The following is a 19,219-nucleotide window of genomic DNA, read 5'->3' as shown; positions in this document are numbered from 1 at the left end:
CGCGCACGCATAGAGACAACTACATGGCAACATATCTGATACGGCGGCTTCTCATCGCCATTCCAAGCCTGCTCGGCATCAGCGTGATCCTGTTCACGATCCTGGCGCTGGCGCCGGGCGACCCCTTCTCGGAAATGGCGACGAATCCGAACGTGCCGCCGGAGGTCCGCGAGGCCATCCGCGCCAGCTTCGGCCTCAACGACCCGATCATGGTGCGCTATCTGCGCTGGCTCGGCGCGATGGCGCATGGCGACTGGGGCTTCTCCTTCGCCAGCCGCATCAATGTCGACCAACTCATCCTGCAGCGCCTGCCGACCACGCTGTTCGTCGTCGGCTCCTCGCAGATCCTGGCGCTGTGCGTCGCGTTGCCTGTCGGCATCTACGCGGCGACGCGGCCCTATTCGGTGTTCGACCAGATCGCCAACACGCTGGCCTTCGTCGGCTTCTCGCTGCCGACCTTCTTCACCGGCCTGCTGTTCATCCTGCTGTTCTCGGTAACGCTGGACTGGTTCCCCTTCGTCTACCGCTCAGACATCGCGGCCGAGGGCTGGCGCTGGTACTGGGAGATGTTCCGCCAGGCGATCATGCCCATCACCGTGCTCGGCCTGTTCCAGGCGGCCTCCTACACGCGCTACGTGCGCTCCTCGGTGCTCGACGTGATCCGGCTCGACTACGTCACCACGGCGCGCGCCAAGGGCCTCAGCGAGCGCAAGGTCACGCTGCGCCACATCACGCGCAATGCGCTGATCCCGGTGGTGACGCTGGTCGCCCTGCAAATGCCCGCCGTCTTCGGCGGCGCGCTCGTCACCGAGCAGATCTTTCGCGTCCCCGGCATCGGCTCGCTGCTGATCGACGCGATCCTCGCCAACGACACACCGGTTATCATGGCCGTGACCTTCGTCTTCGCCTGCCTGGTCGTTCTGTTCAATCTCATCGCGGATATCCTTTATGGCTGGCTCGACCCTCGCATCTCCTTCAGCTGAACCGGCCGTGGCGGCATCCGCCTCCGCGACTGCGGTTTCGCCGGGGCGCGAGACCTGGCGCCGCTTCCGCCGGCACAAGCTCGCCATGGCCAGCACCGTCGTGCTCGCCCTCCTGGTCCTGGGCGTCGTCATCGGCCCCTGGCTGTGGCCCGTGGCGATCAACGACATCGACTTCTCGGCACAGCTGCAGGGCCCGTCCTGGGCGCATCCCTTCGGCACCGACGACCTCGGCCAGGATATCCTGGCGCGGATGATGTATGGCGGGCGGATCTCGCTCTCGGTCGGCCTCGCGGCGATGGTCGTCGCGACCACGGTCGGCGTCATCATCGGCGCGCTGGCCGGCATGTCGCGCAAGATCGTCGACCCGTTCCTGATGTGGGTGACCGACCTGTTCCTGTCGCTGCCGCAGCTGCCGCTGCTGCTGCTCGTCATCTACCTCTTCCGCGAGCAGCTGAAGGCGGTCTTCGGCGTCGAGGGCGGCGTCTTCGTCCTGATCGTCATCGTCATCGGCGGCCTGCGCTGGATGCCGGTGGCGCGGCTGGTGCGGGCGCAGTTCCTGTCGCTGCGCGAGAAGGAGTTCGTCGAGGCCGCGCGCGCCCAGGGCGCCACGACGGTGCGGCAGATGGTCAATCACATCCTGCCGAATGCGCTGGGGCCCGTCATCGTCGCCGCGACGATCGAGGTCTCCTCGGCGATCATCGCCGAATCGACGCTCTCCTTCCTCGGCCTCGGCTTCCCGCCGGACATCCCGACCTGGGGGCGCCTGCTGTTCGACGCCAAGGATCAGCTCGACACCGCTCCGCACTGGGCGCTGTTCCCCGGCGCCGCCATCTTCCTCACCGTCCTGTCGATCAACTTCATCGGCGACGGCCTGCGTGACGCGCTCGATCCGCGCCGCGTGATCTGATCATGGAGCACTTCCGCGTTTCCCGGACCCGCGGAAGTGCTCCAAATTGTTGTTTTGACGCATTTTCTTCATGCTGACCGGTGCTCGCTTCGCTCGGTGACGCTCTAGAGAAGGACCCGCCATGACCTCACCGATCCTGACCGTTTCGAACCTCACGACCTCCTTCCGCGTGGAAGGGAAGTGGAAGTCGGTCGTCCGCAACGTCTCGTTCGACATCATGCCGAAGGAGACGCTGGCGGTGGTCGGCGAGTCCGGCTCGGGCAAGAGCGTGACCGCGCTCTCGATCATGCGGCTCAACCCGCCGCAGTCGAGCAAGATCGAGGGCTCGATCAAGCTCAACGGCAAGGAGCTGCTGACCCTGCCGGATTCCGAGATGCGGCATATCCGCGGCAACGAGATCGCGATGATCTTCCAGGAGCCGATGACCTCGCTGAACCCGGTGCTCACCATCGGCTTCCAGATCGCCGAGGCGCTGATCCTGCATCGCGGCCTGTCGCGCTCCGAGGCCGAGGCCGAGACGATCCGCCTGCTCGAGAAGGTGCGCATCCCCGCCGCGAAGTCGCGCTTCCACGAATATCCGCACCGCTTCTCGGGCGGCATGCGCCAGCGCGTGATGATCGCGATGGCGCTGGCCTGCAAGCCCAAGCTGCTGATCGCCGACGAGCCGACCACCGCGCTCGACGTGACGATCCAGGCGCAGATCCTCGAGCTCATCAAGCAGCTCCAGGACGAGGAGGGCATGTCCGTCCTGTTCATCACCCACGACATGGGCGTGGTCGCCGAGATCGCCGACCGCACCGTCGTGATGTACAATGGCGAGCAGGTCGAGACAGGCTCGACCGACGATATCTTCCGCAACCCGCAGAAGCCCTACACCAAGTCGCTGCTTTCGGCCGTGCCGAAGCTCGGCTCGATGATCGGCAAGGCCCGGCCGATGCGCTTCCCCGTCGTCGACAAGACCACCGGCGAGAGCGACGTGCCGGTCGAGGTTCCCGATACCGTCAAGGAGGCCGAGCGCCCCGTGCTCGAGGTCGCCGGCCTGACCACGCGCTTCGAGATCCGCGGCGGCCTGCTCTCCTCCGTCCGCGGCCGCGTGCATGCGGTCGAGAACGTCTCCTTCAGCCTGAAGGCCGGCGAGACGCTGGCGCTGGTGGGCGAATCCGGCTGCGGCAAGTCGACCACCGGGCGCTCGGTGATGCGCCTGATCGAGCCGATCGCCGGTTCGGTGCTGCTCGACGGCGTCGATGTGCTGAAGCTCAACCAGCATGACCTGCGCGAGCAGCGCAAGCGCATGCAGATGATCTTCCAGGACCCCTTCGCCTCGCTCAACCCGCGCATGAATGTCGGCACGGCGATCGCCGAGCCGCTGCTGATCAACAACCTCGCCAGCCGTTCCGAAGCGCGCGACAAGGTCGCCGATCTGCTCAAGCGCGTCGGCCTGTCGCCCGACATGGCGAACCGCTTCCCGCACGAGTTCTCGGGCGGCCAGCGGCAGCGCATCTGCATCGCGCGGGCGCTCGCGGTCGAACCGCGGCTGATCGTGGCGGACGAGGCGGTCTCCGCGCTCGACGTTTCGGTCAAGGCGCAGGTGGTCAACCTGATGCTCGACCTGCAGGCGCGCATGGGGCTGGGCTATCTCTTCATCTCGCACGACATGGCCGTGGTCGAGCGCGTCAGCCATCGCGTCGCGGTGATGTATCTCGGCGAGATCGTCGAGATCGGCCCGCGCGAGGCGATCTTCGAGAACCCGCAGCATCCCTACACCAAGCGCCTGCTGGCGGCCGTGCCGATCGCCGACCCGGCCCGGCGCCTGGAGAAGAGGCCGGTTTCGAACGACGAGATCAAGAGCCCGGTGCGCGCGCCGGACTACGAGCCGCCGGTGCGCCAGTATCGCGAGGTCTCGCCCGGCCACGCCGTGATGATCTGGGGCGAGGAATGGGAGAAGAAGGATCCGGCCGCGATCGCCGCCTGAGCCTACGCAGACCCCGAAAAAATCAGCCCGCGGCGCGAGCCGCGGGCTTTTTCGTCAGACCTCGAAAAGGGCCGCAATCGGATCGAAAGCGGCCGGCGCCCGTCAGCTCAGGCCGGCAGGACGACCACCTTCGTCTTGACCGGGGTCTGGTCGTAGAGGTGGATCATGTCCTGGGTCAGCAGGCCGATGCAGCCGCTGGTGATGCCGTTTCCGATCGAGTCGGCGTCGAGCGACGCATAGATCGTGTAGAGCGTGTAGCGGCCGTTCTGATAGAGATGCAGCGTGCGGGCGCCCAGCGGATTGTCGAGGCCGCCCGGCATGCCGCGCGCATACTTCGCCGCCTCGGGCTGGCGCTTGATCATTTCCGGCGGCGGCGTCCAGGTCGCCCATTCGGATTTGCGCCCGACATAGGCGTCGCCGTTCCAGCGGAAGCCGTCGCGGCCGACATTGGCGCCGTAGCGGGTCGCGGTGCCATCGCCCTCGATGCGGTAGACGTAGTAGTTCGCCGGATCGACGACGATCGTGCCCGGCGCCTCCTTGCTGTCATAGGCGACGGTGCGGCGGAAATATTTAGGATCGACCTTGCTGACGTCGATCGCCGGGATCGGGAACTTCTCGTCGGGCATCGGCCCGTAGAGCTTCTGCGCCTCGGCGAGGCTCATGCCGTCGCCGGCGCAGCCGGCCAGACCCAGCGCACCGACGCCGACGGCCGAGCCCACCAGAAACGAGCGGCGGCTGATCAGCCCCGCCCGAGGCCGGTCCGTGCCGGCGCCGGCAATCCTACCGTCCATGATCATGATTGACAGTTTCCTATGTCCTGTTGCCCGACGAGGGAGCACCCCGGCTTACACCCGCTGGACGTCCTTGCGGAAGGCAGATTGCCGCCAGATGGCGAGGCTGGCAAGGTCGCGACGTCCGCTGCGCGACCCGTCCGTCCCCCGGGCCGATCGCGTCCACATGGTCTCGCCAGCCTCATCAAAGCAGGTCAGATTGCGGTATCAATATGGCCAAGGCGCCCGCTGCGTCCGCGCGATCGTCCCGCCCGGCGCCCGCCGGACCGAAAGCGGGGGCCTGAGAATGCCGCTTGACGGCGAAGGGGCGTGGCGACACTGTCGCCGACCATGATCAGGACCCCGAAGCTCTGCGATCGACGCCGACGTCGCTGCCCCGAAGCGGCGGCTTCTCGCGCTGCGCGTCGATCGGCGTCCTTCACCGCGGTGGCGGCCTCTTCGTAGGCTTCCGCCGCCAGGGCCACCCCGACCCGCCGTCCCGAACCCCCGCAGCCCTCGGCTCCCGGGGGTTTTCTTTTGCCCGCACCCAGCAAGGACATCACCATGAGCATTCGCGTCGGCATTGTCGGCATCAGCGGTTTCGGCGGCGGCGAAGCGCTGCGCCTGATCGCGGGCCACCCCTCCTTCGAGCTCGTCTATGCCGCCGGGGAGAGCAGTGCCGGCAGCCGCCTGGTGGATCGCTTTCCCGGTGTGCCGGCCCGTCTGGCCGGGCTGGTGATCGAAAAATGGGACCCTGCGGCCTTGCCGAAGCTCGACGTGCTGTTCGCCTCGCTCCCGACGGGCGCCTCGGCCGAGGCGCTGGCCCGCGTCCCGTCGGAGGTGAAGATCGTCGATATCGGCGGCGACCACCGCTATGTCGAGGGGTGGGCCTATGGCCTCGCCGACATCTGGCCCGCCGAGATCCAGGGCCGGACCCGCGTCGCCAATCCCGGCTGCTTCCCGGCCGCGACGCTGACCGCGCTGGCGCCGCTGCTCGCCGACAAGCTGATCGAGCCCGGCAACATCGTGATCGACGTCAAGACGGGCATCTCGGGCGCCGGCCGGGGCGGCGACAGCAAGTTCGGTTATGCCGAGAGCAACGAAAACCTGGTGCCTTACGGGCTGCTCAGGCACACCCACATGCCCGAGATCGCGAGGACGATCGAGCAGCTGAGCGGCGGCAGCGCGGCCGGGCTGGTATTCACGCCGCACCTGGTGCCGATGACCCGCGGCATCCTCGCCACCATCTATTGCCGCGGCCGCGCCAGCACCGGCCAATGCCTCGACGCGGCCCGGCGCTTCTATGCCGGGCGAGCGTTCGTCCGCGTCACCGACAAGCCGCCGCAGACCAAATGGGCGACCGGCTCCAACCTCGCATTCGTCAGCTACGCCGCCGACCCCGAGCGCAACCTGGTGATCGCGATGGGCGTGGTCGACAATCTTGGCAAGGGCGCGGCCGGCCAGGCGGTGCAGAACGCCAACCTGATCTGCGGCCTGCCGGAGACCGCCGGGCTGGACGGCCTGCCGGTCTGGCCCTGACGGGGCGAACGCCGGCAGCGGCCGTTTCGGGCTCAAGCTCCGCTCACCGCCGCTCTGCGTCAGGGGCGCGGCGGGCCGCAGGCGGTCGCCCGAGCCGGAGATCCCATCCGTGCCTGGCCCGCTCGCGCCCGGCTTGATGGAAACCGGCCAAGGGGCATGATGCCCCGACGACAGAGCGCCCGAACGCGGCGCAGGATGGATGGCGACGATGCGGGATGATCTGATCGATGCGGCGACACGGGCCGGCATCGCCAATTTCGAAGCCACTTCGGGCCGGGTGCCCGACAATTTCAGGCTTCTGGCCGAGCACGCCCCGGCTGCCTTCGCCGGCTACGGCCTGATCCGCAGCGCGATCATGCGGGACCGGCCCGATGGCGGCGCGCTCGATCTCAAGACCAAGGAGCTGATCTTCGCGCTGCTCGACACCTTGATCGGCCAGAAGACCGGCGCGCGCAACCATGCCGCCAATGCGATCCGCGCCGGCCTTACCTTGCCCGAGCTGGCAGAAGGGCTCGTCCAGGTCATCATGGCCGGCGGCATCACCACCTGGAACGAGACCGGAGCGGAGGTGCTGCGGCACTGCGCGGAGGTCGCGGGCACCGATGCAGGCGCCTGAGCGCTCTGCGATCAGAAACCCCGGCCCTAACCCGGAATTCGTTCCCAATCCCTGAGCCAGGGCGCGGCCGATGCATCGCTCGGCGCGCGCCAGTCGCCGCGCGGCGAGAGCGAGCCGCCGGAGGAGACCTTCGGGCCGTTCGGCACGGCCGAGCGCTTGAACTGACTGGTCTCGAAGAAGCGGCGGATGAAGACGCCGAGCCAGCGCTTGATCACCGGCAGATCATAGGCGACGCGCTTGCCCGCCTCGATATTCGGCGGCCAGGCGCCCTTCGTCGCATCGCTCCAGGCGTGCTCGGAGAGGAAGGCGATCTTGCTGGGCCGGAAGCCGTAGCGGGTCGTGTAGAACAGGTTGAAATCCTGCAGCGCGTAGGGTCCGACGAAATCCTCGGTCTTCTGCGCCGGCTTGTCGCCCTCGCCCGGCACCAGTTCGGGCGAGATCTCGGTCGCGAGGATGTCGAGCATCACCGCCGAGGCGTCTTTGCCGAAGCGCCCGGACTGGGCGACCCAGCGGATCAGGTGCTGGATCAGCGTCTTCGGCACCGAGCCGTTGACGTTGTAATGCGACATGTGATCGCCGACGCCATAGGTGCACCAGCCGAGCGCCAGCTCGGAGAGATCGCCGGTGCCCATCACCAGCGCGTTGTGCTTGTTGGCAAGGCGGAAGAGCACCGAGGTACGGGCGCCGGCCTGCACGTTCTCGAACGTAATGTCATAGACGGGCTCGCCCTGCGCGAAGGGATGGCCGATATCGACCAGCATCTGCCGGCAGGCCGGCGTCATGTCGATCTCCTCGGCCGTGACGCCGAGCGCCCGCATCAGGCGCCAGGCATTGTCCTTGGTGCCCTTGCTGGTGGCGAAGGCCGGCAGCGTATAGGCGAGGATGTTTTCGCGCGGCAGCCCGAGCGCGTCGAAGGTATTCGCCGCGACGATCAGGGCCTGCGTCGAGTCGAGGCCGCCGGAGACGCCGATCACGACCTTGTCGATCCGCGTACTTTCCAGCCGCTTGCGCAGGCCGTGCGACTGGATGTTGTAGGCCTCGAAGCAGAGCTCGTTCAGCCGGGCATCGTCGCTCGGCACGAAGGGAAAGCGCTCGACCGCCCGCGCCAGCCCGAGATCGCTCTTGCGGTCGGGGTCGAGCGCGAACTCGACGCGGCGGAAGCTCAGCCTGTCGCGATGCAGGTCGGCGCTGTCGCCGAAGGTATTCTGGCGGATGCGGTCCATCGCCAGCCGCTCGAGGTCGATATCGGCGAGGATGAGCTGCGGCTCGGCGGCGAAGCGCTCGGCCTCGGCCAGGAGCGCGCCATTCTCGTAGATCATCGCCTGCCCGTCCCAGGCGAGGTCCGTGGTCGATTCGCCCGTCCCGGCAGCCGAATAGGCATAGGCCGCGATGCAGCGCCCCGAATGCGCCTTGCAGAGCGCATGGCGCCATTCCGACTTGCCGATGGTGACGTTGCTGGCTGAGAGGTTCAGCAGCAGCGTCGCGCCGGCCAGCGCCGCATAGGAGGAGGGCGGGATCGGCGTCCAGACGTCCTCGCAGATCTCCATATGGACGGTGAGATCGGGGATATCGGTCGCCGCCAGCAGGATGTCGGTGCCGAAGAGGACGTCCTGCCCGCAAAGCTCGACATAGAGCGTGCCGGCGCGCTCGCCCGAGGCGAACTGGCGGCGCTCGTAGAACTCGCGGTAGTTCGGCAGATAGGTTTTCGGCACCGCGGCGAGGATGCGGCCGCGATGGACCGCGACGGCGCAGTTGAACAACCGCCCGTCGACCCTGAGCGGGGCCCCGACCACGGCAATGCAGCCGAGTGTCCGCGTCTCCTCGACGAGCCGGGCCAGCGCTTCGCGCACCGCATCGAGCAGCGCATTCTGCTGCAGCAGGTCGTCGATGGCATAGGCGCTGAGGCCGAGTTCGGGAAAGAGGCAGAGCGCGGCACCGCCCTCGTCGGCCCGGCGCAACAATGCGAGGGTCTCGGAGAGATTGAAGGCGGGATCGGCCACCCTCAGCCGCGGCGCCGCGCAGGCGATGCGGACCAAGCCCTGGGCGTAGATGTTGCGGAAGCTCATGGACACTCCGTCGGGCGGCGAGCAGCCGGCCGCCCTCGCCGCTTATCGCGCAGAGGCGCAGGGCGAGGCAAGGAGAGCCGCGGCAGGGCCGCGCCGACGCGGCAGCATGGGCTTCACCGCGGCGGAACTCGGGCACTCCGCCCATCCGCGCATGGGCGAAGGTCGCAATCCATGGCGATTGCCGGCCCGGCGGGCAGGCGGTATCCCTCGAAGGGCGACAAGGCGGGACAGCCGCCGCATCCGGGAAACGCCATGTCCGACGCCTCCGACCGCCGCCTGATCGGCACCTTCGACTATGTGGTCATCGGTGCGGGCTCGGCCGGCAGCGTCGTCGCCAACCGGCTCTCGGCCGATCCCGACACGAAGGTCCTGCTGCTGGAGGCCGGCGGCAGGGACGACTGGATCTGGTTCCACATTCCGGTCGGCTATCTCTTCGCCATCGGCAATCCGCGCGCCGACTGGATGTTCCAGACCGAGCCGCAGGCCGGGCTGGGCGGCCGCGCCCTAGCCTATCCGCGGGGCAAGGTCGTCGGCGGCTCCTCGGCGATCAACGCCATGGTCTATATGCGCGGCCAGGCGGCCGATTACGACGGCTGGCGCCAGCTTGGCCTCACCGGCTGGGGCTGGGACGACGTGCTGCCCTATTTCCTCAAGCACGAGGACCATATCGCGCCGCCGCCCGGCGGCCTGCACCAGGCCGGCGGGGAATGGCGCGTCGAGCATCCGCGCGTGCGCTGGGCCATCCTCGACGCCATCCGCGACGCGGCCGAGGCCGCCGGCATCGCCAAGATCCCGGACTTCAACACCGGCGACAACACCGGCTCCTCCTATTTCCAGGTCAACCAGCGGCGCGGGCGGCGCCTCTCGGCCTTCAACGCCTTCGTCAAGCCGGTCATCGACAAGCGCGACAATCTCAGGCTGGAGACGCGCGTCCATGTCGAGCGCATCGTCTTCGCCGAGGGGCGGGCGAAGGCGGTCGAATTCACCCATGGCACGGAAAAGCTCAGGGTCGAGGTGCGCGGCGAGGTCGTGCTGTCGGCGGGCGCCGTCGCCTCGCCCCTGCTGCTGGAGCGCTCGGGCATCGGCGCCGGCGCGCGGCTGCAGGACCTCGGCATCGCGACATTGGTCGATGCGCCCGGGGTCGGCGAGAACCTGCAGGACCATCTGCAGATCCGGCCGGTCTACAAGGTCCACGGCATCAGGACGCTGAACAGCGACTACGCCAAGCTCTGGCGCCGGCCGTTGATGGCGCTGGAATGGGCGGCCCTGCGCACCGGCCCCCTGACGATGGCACCGTCGCAGGTCGGCGCCTTCGCGAAATCCTCGCCGGACTACGCCACGGCGAACCTCCAATACCACTTCCAGCCGCTCTCGCTGGACAGCTGGGGCTCGGGGCTGCACCCCTTCGACGCCTTCACGGCGAGCGTCTGCAATCTCAGGCCGACCAGCCGCGGCAGCATCCATCTGCGCTCCGCCGACCCCTACGACACGCCGGTGATCGCGCCGAACTATCTCGACACCGAGGAGGACAAGCGGGTCGCGGTCGACGCACTGAAGCTGACCCGGCGGATCGTGGCGCAGGCGCCGCTCGCTCGCTACCGGCCGGAGGAATACCTGCCGGGCGAAGCCACGCAGTCGGATGCGCAGATGCTGGAGGCCGCGGGCCAGCTCGGCACCACGATCTTCCACCCGGTCGGCACCGCGAAGATGGGCCGCGACGACGATCCGCGCGCCGTGCTCGACGGGCGGTTGCGGGTTCGCGGGGTCGCCGGGCTGCGCGTCATCGACGCCTCGGTGATGCCGACCATCACCTCCGGCAACACCGCCAACCCGACGATGATGATCGCGGAGAAGGGCGTGGCGATGATGCTGGAGGATGCACGGGAGTGACGGGCCGGCTCGTCGCGGCGCCGCGCCGCCGGCTTTGAAACGCCGCAGATCCGCGCCTATGTATCGCCCTGCGATGTCCGACCCTCTTCCACCCCCGCCCGCCCCGGAGCGCGGCCCGCTCATTCGCGGTCTGCTTGCGGTGCTGCGCTTCGTCCTCGCCGTCTTCATCGTCCTCGACGAATTGCTGCGGCCGCTCTACCGGCCACTGATCCGAAAACTCGCGGGCCTGCGCGTCATGCGCCGGCTGGAGGAAGCGGTCGCCGGCCTGCCGCGGCCGCTGGTGCTGCTGGCGCTGGCCATCCCCTTCGCCATCGCCGAACCGCTGAAGCTCGTCGGCCTGCTGCTGTTCGCGGATGGACGGTTCTGGGCCGGGCTGGTGGTGACGGCCTTCGCGCATCTGATGAGCTTCGTCTTCGTCGAGCGCATCTACCACGCCGGGCGCGAGAAGCTCCTGAGCTATCGCTGGTTCGCCTGGATCATGGGGCAGGTGGTGCGGGTGCGCGACAAGGTGCTCGGCTGGGTCAGGGCGACGCCGGCCTATGGCTTCGCCATGCGGGCGCGCGATGCGGCGCGGCGCTGGTGGCGCACCATGCTGGCCTGAATCCGACTTTCAGGCGGGGCGGCTGCGGGCGAGCACGAAGAGCGCGACCGCCGCCAGCGCGGAAAACCCGACCAGCACCAGCGTCGAGAGCACGACGCCGCCGCGCTCCAGCGCCACGGCGAAGACCAGCGGTGCCGCCGCCTTGATGACGAGGCCGGGCGCCGAGAGCCGGCCCATCATCGCGCCGAAACCGACGGGACCGAAGAGCTGCAGCGGCACCGTTCCGCGCACGATCGAGCTCAGCCCCATGCTGATGCCGAAGGCCAGCGCGAAGGCGCCGGCGACGAGGGGCAGCGCCCCGCCCGCCAGCAGAAGCAGCAGGCCGATCGGCATCAGGCAGGCGGAAACCCAGGCCGTGGTGACCGGCGGCACGGCACGGCCGAACAGCATCTCGACCAGCCGCCCCGCGACCTGCGAGGGCCCCAGCATCGCGCCGATGCCGACGGCGACCGAGGCGGCGAGGCCGAAGCCGCGCAGCAGCGTGAGCATGTGCACGGCCATGGCCGAGACGACGAAGCCCTGCAGCGAGAAGGCGAGCGCCAGCAGCAGGAAGGCGCGACGGCGCGATGCGCCCGCCAGATAAGCGACCTCCGGCACCGGTTCCGTCACGGCCTGCACGGCGGCTTCGGCGGACACGGGCCGGCGCACGCGTCCCGGCAGGAAAGCCAGATGCAGCGGCACGCAGACGAGGATCTGCGAGAGACCGTAGAGTCGATAGACACCGCGCCAGTCGAGCAGGCCGAGAAGCGCGCTGGTCAGCGGCCAGAACAAGGTCGAGGCGAATCCGCCGATCAGGGTGAGCTGGCTGATGGCGCGGCGCGCCCCGCTGCCGCGTGCCTGCGTCAGCGCCGCAAAGGCGGCATCGTAGAAGACCGCGGTGGTGACGGCCTGCAGCGCCACCATCGCGGCGATGTAGCTGGCGAGGCCGCGCGCCTCGGCCAGCGCCAGCAGGGAGAAGCCTGCCAGCCCCGAGCCCAGCGTCATCACCAGCCGCGTGCCGTAGCGGTCGATCAGGCTGCCGGTGACGGGCGCGACCGCCCCGCCGAGCAGCAGGCCGACGGCGAAGCCGCCGAAGGTCCACTCCGGCGCCCAGCCGAACTCGGCCGTGATGCGCGGCGCCAGCACGGTGAAGGCGTAGTAGAGCGCGCCATAGCCGAAGATCTGCGTCACGCCGAGCGCCGGGATCAGCAGCGGCCCGCCCGGCCGGAAGAGATGAGAAGACGGCACGCCTGTCGGCCTTTGATGGAGCATTTTCGAGCGAAGTGAAAACCGGTTCGCGTGAAGACAATGCGATAAAACAAGAGCCTAGGGTCGTTCGCGATTCAGGGAATTGCGAAACGACCCTAGACGAGCCCGTTGCGCAGGTCGGCATCGCCACGCGACAACCGGTCGAGATTCTCGAGGAGAATATCGACGACGTTGCGCTCGTAGAGCCGCGTCTCGCCGGCGCTGTGCGGCGTGACGATCACCTGCGGCATCCGCCAGAACGACGAATCCGGCGGCAGCGGCTCGTCATGGAAGCAGTCGAGCCCGGCTCCGGCGATGCCGCCGCCGGCCAGCGCGCCGAGCAGCGCCGCCTCGTCGACGACCTTGCCGCGCGCGACATTGACGAGATAGGCGGAGGGCTTCATCGCGCCGAGGATGCGGGCGTCAATCAACCCTTCCGTCTCGGGGGTGAGCGGGCAGGTCAGGGCGACGAAATCGGCCTGCGCCACAACCTCGGCGAGGCGATCCGGCCTGACGATCTCCTGGACATGCGGGTGCGCCTCCGGATTGCGGCGCACGCCGATGACGCGCATGTCGAAGGCGCCAGCCAGCTTCGCCAGCCTCAGGCCGATGCGGCCGAGCCCGACGACGACCAGCGTCTTGCCGCCGAGCTCGTCCTCGCGCCGGGCGCGGTCGCCGATCATCGGGCGCCAGTGCCGGGCGGTCTGGTTGTCGCGGCCGAAATGCAGCTGCCGCGCCAGCGCCAGGATCAGCGACATCGCGTGCTCCGCCACCGCCCGTTCATTGCTGCCCTGCGCGCTCGCCAGCCGGACGCCGGCCTGCGCCAGCGCCGCCTTGTCGAACTGGTCTGTGCCGGCGCTGATCGACTGGATGAAGCGCAGCTTCGGCAGGCGCGGCAGCAGATCGTTGCGCCAGAGGCCGGAGACGACCAGCACATCGGCTTCCGGCGCGCGCTCGCGCAATTCGTCCAGGCTGCGCACCTCGAAGCTCCTCGCGGCGCGACCGCGCGTCCCGAACTCGTCCTGCATCTGATAGGCGGCATGGGCGAAGCCGATCGTCAGCTCGCGCTCCGCTGGCAAGAAAGTCATGTCGTCCGTTCCTCCCGAATCCGGTGTTTTCGCGACGTTAGACGGCGCGCCGGGTGCTGTCCCCGCGTCCACCGCATGCAAGCTTCACGCTGACGGCGATGTCTCAGGCGCATCGGCGGCGAGCGCCTCCCGCAAGCGCACCCAGCCGGCCGCGTCGCCGGGCAGGCCGAAACGCAGACGGTCCGGCGCGTTCTGGAAGCGGCGAACATAGACGCCCTGGCGGCCGAGCCGGGCAAAGAGCGCCGCGGCGGTCGGCGTCTCCAGCAGCCGGAACAGGCTGGTGCCGCCGACGATGCGGCCATGAGGCGCCAGCAGGGCGTCGAGGCGAGCAGCGTCGCGGGCACGCTCCAGCCCGGCGCGTGCCAGCCAGCCGGCATCGGCCAGCGCCTGCGCGCCGACATGCAGGGCCGGCCCGGCGACCGACCAAGGGCCGAGCGCCGCCGTCAATCGCACCATCGGTTCGGGCGCACCGATGGCGAAGCCGAGCCGCAGGCCCGCCAACCCATAGGTCTTGCCGAAGGACCGCAGCACCACCGTTCCCGGCGGCAGATCCGGCACGATGCTGGTCTCGGGGGTGAAATCGGCGAAGGCCTCGTCGACGACGAGCAGGCCGCCCCGGGCGGCGCATTGCGCGGCGAAGCTGGTGAGTTCCGCCAGCGACAACAGGCGCCCGTCGGGATTGTTGGGATTGACCACGACGATCGTCGCGGCGTCGCCCGGCACGGCCGTCTCGCTGACGGCGAAGCCCGCCTTGCGCCAGGCGTGGCCGTGCTCAGCATAAGTCGGACCAAGGATGGCGACGGGGCCGGACGGGGCCAGCCTCGGCAGCAACTCGATCAGGATCTGTGTGCCAGGGGCCGCGACGAGGCCGGCGTGGTCCGGCACGCGATAGGCCACGCGGGCGGCGGCCATCAGCGCCGCCTCGTCATCCGCGCCGGGCAGGCGCGTCCAGAGACTTAACGGCAGCACCGGAAGCGGATAGGGGATCGGGTTGATCCCGGTGGAGAGATCGACCCAGGGCTGAGGCGCCTCCGGAAAGAGCGCGCGGGCCGTGGCGAGATCGCCGCCATGCCAGATACCGTCATCAGCCACGATCGCGTCCGCGCCCCGCATGAACCTCTCCGCCAGCCTGCCGCTGCTCGTGCTCGCGCTGACCATCGAGGCGGCCTTCGGCTATCCGCAGCGCTTCTATGCCGCAATCGGCCATCCCGTCACCTGGATCGGCAGGCTGATCGGCATGCTCGACGGTGTGCTCAACCGCGAGGCCGCCTCCTTCTTCACCCGAAAAACAGCGGGCGTGCTCGCACTGGCGCTGCTGCTGGCCGTCACGGTCACGCTGGCGGCTATCGCCCAGCAGCTGTGCCTGTCCTTCGGTCCGCTCGGCCTTCTCCCGCTCGCGATCGCCGCCTCGACGCTGATCGCCCAGCGCAGCCTCTACGAGCATGTCGCTGATGTCGCCGAGGGACTGGAGCGCGAGGGGCTCGAAGGCGGTCGAAAGGCCGTGTCGATGATCGTCGGCCGCAACCCGCAGACGCTGGACGAGGCCGGCGTGTCGCGCGCGGCGATCGAAAGCCTCGCCGAGAACTTCTCCGACGGCATCGTCGCGCCGGCCTTCTGGCTCGGCGTCGGCGGGCTTCCGGGCATAGCCGCCTACAAGGCGATCAATACCGCCGATTCGATGATCGGCCACCGCACGCCACGCCATCTCGCCTTCGGCTGGGCGTCGGCGCGTCTCGACGACCTCGTCAATCTGCCGGCGTCGCGACTGACGGCACTGCTGCTCGTCGCCTCGGCGGCGCTCGATCGATCGGCGGATGCGGCCGGCGCATGGCAGGCCGTCAAGCGCGATGCCGGCAAGCACCGCTCGCCCAATGCCGGCTGGCCGGAAGCGGCGATGGCGGGGGCGCTCGGCCTCAGGCTCGCCGGGCCGCGCGTCTATGGCGAGACCCGCATCGAGGACCATTGGATGGGCGATGGCCGAACCGAGGCCAATGCAGCCGATATCCGCCGGGCGCTCGCGCTCTACAAGCGCTCCTGCGGGCTGCTCTGGGCTCTGGCAGCCCTGCTCACGACCGTGACGCTGCTCTGAGCCGGTCTCATTCCGGCACCGGCACGGCACGTCGCGCGATCGCCTGCAGATCGGTGCCCTGCGGCAGGGAGCCGAAATGCCCCGACCAGCCGCCCGCCAGCCGCGAGGCGACATAGGCGTCAGCCACCGCAGGCGGCGCGTGGCGGATCAAGAGCGAGGCCGCCAGGCCAAGCGCCATGCGCTCGACGAAGCGCCGGGCCAGATGCTCGTGCCTGAGCACATCGACCAGATCGGTCTCGAGCTCGGCGAGGAAGGCATCGTAGCGCGGATCGCTGCCGCGGGCGGCGCGCAACTCGTCGAGCAGGGCCGGCACGCAATCGGGATAGCGGCGGATCGAGCGGAGCACGTCGAGGCAGACGACATTGCCCGTGCCCTCCCAGATGCCGTTGAGCGGCGCCTCGCGATAGAGCCGCGCCATCAGATGGTCCTCGATGAAGCCGTTGCCGCCATGGCATTCGAGCGCCTCGACCACGACCGGCGTTGCGCGCTTGCAGTTCCAGTACTTCGCGATGGGCGCGCCGATGCGGCCGATCAGCTTCTCGGCCTCGCTCCCGCCCTCGCGATCGAGCGCATGGACGAAACGGAAGGCGAGCCAGGCGGAAGCTTCGGCTTCAAGAGCGAGATCGGCGATCACGTTCGTCATGATCGGCTGGTCGATCAGCGCCTTCTGGAAAGCGCGGCGATGGGCCGTGTGATGCGCGGCCTGTGCCACCGCATGGCGCATCAAGCCGGCGGAACCCACGGCGAAATCGAGCCTTGTATAGTGGTTCATCTCCAGCCCGGCGCGGATGCCGTGACCAGGCTCGCCGATCAGATGCGCGATCACCCCGCGGAATTCGACCTCGGACGAGGCATTCGACTTGTTGCCGCATTTGTCCTTGAGCCGCTGGATCTGCAGGCGGTTGCGCGAGCCGTCCGGCAGCCAGCCCGGCACGACGAAGCAGGAGACCCCCTCCTCCGTACGCGCGAGCGTCAGGAACACGTCGGAATGCGGGACGGAGAAGAACCATTTGTGGCCGGTGAGGGAGTAGGTGCCATTGGCATTGCGGGTGGCAACTGTCTGGGTCTGGCGCAGGTCCGAGCCACCCTGCTTCTCGGTCATCGCCATGCCGACCGTGCCGCCGCGCTTCTGCACCGCCGGCAGCGGGCGCCCATCGTAGTCGGTGGAGGTAATCAGCCGGCCGAACTCGGCCCAGCGCGCGGAATCGCGCTGCAGGACGGGGATCGCCGAATAAGTCATGCCGAGCGGGCAGCAGATGCCGTTCTCGCCCTGATTCCAGAGATAGGAGACGGCCGCACGCGCCACCTGCGCGCCTTGGCGCGGCCTAGTCCAGCACAAGGAATGGAACTCGTCGCGCATGGCTAGCCCCATCAACCCGTGCCAGGCGGGGTGGAACTCGATCTGGTCGACGCGCCGGCCCCAGCGATCATGGGTGCGCAGCTCCGGCAGATTGCGATTGGCCTGCCGCGCCAGATCCTGCACCGCTTGCGAGCCGACATGACCACCGACCACGCTCGCCTGCTCGCGGAACCAGCCGGCGCCGAAGGTATCGAGGATCGACCCGAGCGCCGGATCGGCGGTGAAGGCGTCGTAATCCGCCAGCGCGGGTGCCTGGTTCAGCACCTCATGGGTGTCGTAGCCGTAAGCATCGAGCGTGGTCATGCGGTATGTCCTTCGCGGGAGATCAGCGCGGCGAGGGAGAGATCGGCCAAGGCCGTCGCGATCTCGCGGCCGCGCTCGGGGGTGATCGGCCGCTCGGGCGAGAGCGGGCCGATCAGCGCCTCCATGAAGCCGCCGACGATCATCGCCGCGGCGGCATCCGAATCGACGGTACGGAAAACGCCCTGTCTTCCGCCTTCGACGACGAGCGCGCGAAAAATGCCGGCGATCTCGCGGCGATAGTCGAGCCGTGTCGCGTCGACGGCCGGATCGGCGGGCTCCGCGATCATCGACCAGGCGAGGCGGCGGTTGGCAAAGGCGCGGCGGGCGAAGGCCTCGACCGCGGCGGTCAGGCGCCCGGCGACGGGCGCATCGCTGGCGGCGATCTCGCGCAGCACGGCAAGCTCGCGCGACGACACCGCCGCGACGATCTCCGCCATCAGCTCGGCCTTCGAGGCGAAATAGGAATAGACGCTGCCGGTCGAGACGCCGCTGGCGGTGGCGACCGCCGCTATCGACGTCTCCTGAAAACCGACCTCCGAGACGATGCCGCGGGCGGCGGAGAGGATCGTCTCCCGCTTTCCGAGCTTGCGCAGTTGTCTCGGTGCCGCAACAGGCATGGCTCATCCCGAAGATTGAATCTGAATTCAAATTCAATCTGAGGAGAGAATCGGCGGCCGTCAAGCGTACTGCGGACAATGACCGTGGCCGGCGCCGGCGGCTCCGCCGGAGAGACCGAGCTGGCCGGGAGCTCCCGGCCAGCTCGGTCTCGAGACTGCGCGCATCGCTTGTCGGGCGCGCGCACCGCCTCTGGATAATGCGTCCGCCGACGGCTGGCGATGGAATAGAGTGGCGGCGGAGCGGATGCCACACTGGCGTCTCGTGAGCGGGGAAGGAAACCGATGAAGATCGCTGTGATGGGGGCCGGCGCGGTCGGTTGCTACTATGGCGCCATGCTGGCGCGCGCCGGGCACGCGGTTACGCTGATCGCGCGGCCTCAGCATGTGGCCGCAGTCCGGGACCATGGCCTCGTCCTGGAAACGGCCGCCTTCACCGAATCGCTCGCGGTGACGGCGACCACCGAGCCGTCCGGGGTCAACGATGCGGAACTGGTCCTGTTCTGCGTCAAATCGGGCGACACCGTCGCGGCCGGCCATGAGATGGCGCCTCACCTGCGACCGGGCGCGACGATTCTGAGCCTGCAGAACGGCGTCGACAATGCCGCGCGCCTGGAGGAGGTCCTTGGCAGGCTTGTGATGCCGACGGCGGTCTATGTCGCGACCGAGATGCCGCGGCCGGGGCATGTCCGCCATCACGGCCGGGGCGAACTCGTCATCGGCGCGGGCCCGACGAGCCAGACGCTTGCCGACATGTTCGGGCGGGCCGGCGTCAAGGCCGAGGTCTCCGACCGCGTCATCGAGGATCTCTGGACCAAGCTGATCGTGAACTGCGCCTATAATGCGCTCTCCGCCATCCCCCAGCTGCCCTATGGCCGGATGATGGGCGTGGACGGCGTGACCGCCGCCATGAAGGACATCGTCGAGGAATGCCTCGCGGTGGCGCGAGCCTGCCATGTCCCGATCGCGGATGGCATTCTCGCGAAGGTGCTCGGCCTGGCCGCGACGATGCCCGATCAGCTCTCCTCGACCGCTCAGGACCTGGCCAAGGGCAAGCGGACCGAGATCGGCCATCTCAACGGCTATATCGTCGCGAGCGGCGAACGGCTCGGCATCGCGACGCCGGCAAACCGCCTGCTGACCGTGATCGTCAAGCTGATGGAAGCGAGCAACCGGGAGTAAGCCAAGCCCGCG

At 68.8% G+C, this 19,219-nt stretch carries 16 protein-coding genes; 9 read left to right on the top strand and 7 right to left on the bottom strand.

Annotation, left to right across the window (positions count from 1 at the left end; genetic code table 11):
* Window positions 1-23: 23 nt before the first annotated feature.
* The 3 genes from BGO20_RS02455 (at window position 24) to BGO20_RS02445 (ending at window position 3,862) form a co-directional block, all read left to right on the top strand.
* Window positions 24-983 carry an ABC transporter permease gene (locus BGO20_RS02455; protein ID WP_291663149.1) on the top strand — a complete coding sequence of 320 codons (960 nt, stop codon included), beginning with the start codon at window positions 24-26 and terminating at the stop codon, window positions 981-983.
* On the top strand, window positions 949-1,890 hold the full coding sequence (locus BGO20_RS02450) for an ABC transporter permease (RefSeq protein WP_291663148.1): 942 nt from the start codon (window positions 949-951) through the stop codon (window positions 1,888-1,890). Before BGO20_RS02455 ends, BGO20_RS02450 begins: the two co-directional genes overlap by 35 nt.
* Window positions 1,891-2,011: 121 nt before the next feature.
* Entirely contained in the window at window positions 2,012-3,862 is a 1,851-nt protein-coding gene (locus tag BGO20_RS02445; RefSeq protein ID WP_291663147.1) for an ABC transporter ATP-binding protein, read from the top strand.
* A gap of 107 nt (window positions 3,863-3,969) precedes the next feature.
* Here BGO20_RS02445 and BGO20_RS02440 read toward each other — a convergent pair whose 3' ends face one another.
* Window positions 3,970-4,659: a L,D-transpeptidase family protein gene (locus BGO20_RS02440; RefSeq protein WP_291663146.1), complete on the bottom strand. Its 690-nt coding sequence runs from the start codon at window positions 4,657-4,659 to the stop codon at window positions 3,970-3,972.
* Between the two features lie 537 nt (window positions 4,660-5,196).
* Here BGO20_RS02440 and argC point away from each other — a divergent pair.
* Together argC and BGO20_RS02430 are read left to right on the top strand one after the other, a co-directional pair.
* Window positions 5,197-6,171 (top strand): N-acetyl-gamma-glutamyl-phosphate reductase, encoded by a 975-nt coding sequence (gene argC / locus BGO20_RS02435; RefSeq protein ID WP_291663145.1) that lies wholly within the window; start codon window positions 5,197-5,199, stop codon window positions 6,169-6,171.
* A 208-nt stretch (window positions 6,172-6,379) separates the two neighbouring features.
* The gene (locus BGO20_RS02430; RefSeq protein WP_291663144.1) at window positions 6,380-6,787 is read left to right on the top strand and encodes a carboxymuconolactone decarboxylase family protein; all 408 of its coding nucleotides are present in this window, start codon (window positions 6,380-6,382) and stop codon (window positions 6,785-6,787) included.
* A 26-nt stretch (window positions 6,788-6,813) separates the two neighbouring features.
* Here the strand turns inward: BGO20_RS02430 and BGO20_RS02425 are convergent, their stop codons facing one another.
* On the bottom strand, window positions 6,814-8,853 hold the full coding sequence (locus BGO20_RS02425; protein ID WP_291663143.1) for an NAD(+) synthase: 2,040 nt from the start codon (window positions 8,851-8,853) through the stop codon (window positions 6,814-6,816).
* Between the two features lie 252 nt (window positions 8,854-9,105).
* Between BGO20_RS02425 and BGO20_RS02420 the strand changes: the two genes are divergently transcribed.
* Together BGO20_RS02420 and BGO20_RS02415 are read left to right on the top strand one after the other, a co-directional pair.
* The gene (locus BGO20_RS02420) at window positions 9,106-10,743 is read left to right on the top strand and encodes a GMC family oxidoreductase (RefSeq protein WP_291663142.1); all 1,638 of its coding nucleotides are present in this window, start codon (window positions 9,106-9,108) and stop codon (window positions 10,741-10,743) included.
* A 58-nt stretch (window positions 10,744-10,801) separates the two neighbouring features.
* Window positions 10,802-11,344, top strand: coding sequence for a hypothetical protein (locus BGO20_RS02415; protein ID WP_298921658.1), 543 nt, complete (start codon window positions 10,802-10,804; stop codon window positions 11,342-11,344).
* A 9-nt stretch (window positions 11,345-11,353) separates the two neighbouring features.
* Here BGO20_RS02415 and BGO20_RS02410 read toward each other — a convergent pair whose 3' ends face one another.
* The 3 genes from BGO20_RS02410 to cobD all read right to left on the bottom strand — a co-directional run bounded on the left by BGO20_RS02410 (window position 11,354) and on the right by cobD (window position 14,772).
* Window positions 11,354-12,571: an MFS transporter gene (locus BGO20_RS02410; protein ID WP_291663140.1), complete on the bottom strand. Its 1,218-nt coding sequence runs from the start codon at window positions 12,569-12,571 to the stop codon at window positions 11,354-11,356.
* A 116-nt stretch (window positions 12,572-12,687) separates the two neighbouring features.
* Window positions 12,688-13,659, bottom strand: coding sequence for a D-2-hydroxyacid dehydrogenase (locus BGO20_RS02405; RefSeq protein WP_291663139.1), 972 nt, complete (start codon window positions 13,657-13,659; stop codon window positions 12,688-12,690).
* A gap of 84 nt (window positions 13,660-13,743) precedes the next feature.
* Window positions 13,744-14,772 (bottom strand): threonine-phosphate decarboxylase CobD, encoded by a 1,029-nt coding sequence (gene cobD, locus BGO20_RS02400; protein ID WP_291663138.1) that lies wholly within the window; start codon window positions 14,770-14,772, stop codon window positions 13,744-13,746.
* Between cobD and cbiB the strand changes: the two genes are divergently transcribed.
* Window positions 14,771-15,748 carry an adenosylcobinamide-phosphate synthase CbiB gene (cbiB, locus tag BGO20_RS02395; protein WP_291663137.1) on the top strand — a complete coding sequence of 326 codons (978 nt, stop codon included), beginning with the start codon at window positions 14,771-14,773 and terminating at the stop codon, window positions 15,746-15,748. The two genes, cobD and cbiB, sit on opposite strands and share 2 nt — an antisense overlap.
* 7 nt (window positions 15,749-15,755) lie before the next feature.
* Here cbiB and BGO20_RS02390 read toward each other — a convergent pair whose 3' ends face one another.
* Window positions 15,756-17,411, bottom strand: a complete 1,656-nt coding sequence (locus BGO20_RS02390) for an acyl-CoA dehydrogenase family protein (RefSeq protein WP_291663136.1) — start codon at window positions 17,409-17,411, stop codon at window positions 15,756-15,758.
* Entirely contained in the window at window positions 17,408-18,028 is a 621-nt protein-coding gene (locus tag BGO20_RS02385; protein WP_291663135.1) for a TetR/AcrR family transcriptional regulator, read from the bottom strand. Before BGO20_RS02385 ends, BGO20_RS02390 begins: the two co-directional genes overlap by 4 nt.
* Window positions 18,029-18,310: 282 nt before the next feature.
* Between BGO20_RS02385 and BGO20_RS02380 the strand changes: the two genes are divergently transcribed.
* Window positions 18,311-19,207 carry a ketopantoate reductase family protein gene (locus BGO20_RS02380; protein WP_291663134.1) on the top strand — a complete coding sequence of 299 codons (897 nt, stop codon included), beginning with the start codon at window positions 18,311-18,313 and terminating at the stop codon, window positions 19,205-19,207.
* Window positions 19,208-19,219 lie beyond the last annotated feature (12 nt).

It is taken from the genome of Allobosea sp. 67-29 (assembly GCF_001898115.1).
In the GTDB taxonomy this organism is placed as follows: Bacteria; Pseudomonadota; Alphaproteobacteria; order Rhizobiales; family Beijerinckiaceae; genus Allobosea.
This window is presented reverse-complemented; position numbering and strand designations above follow the sequence as displayed.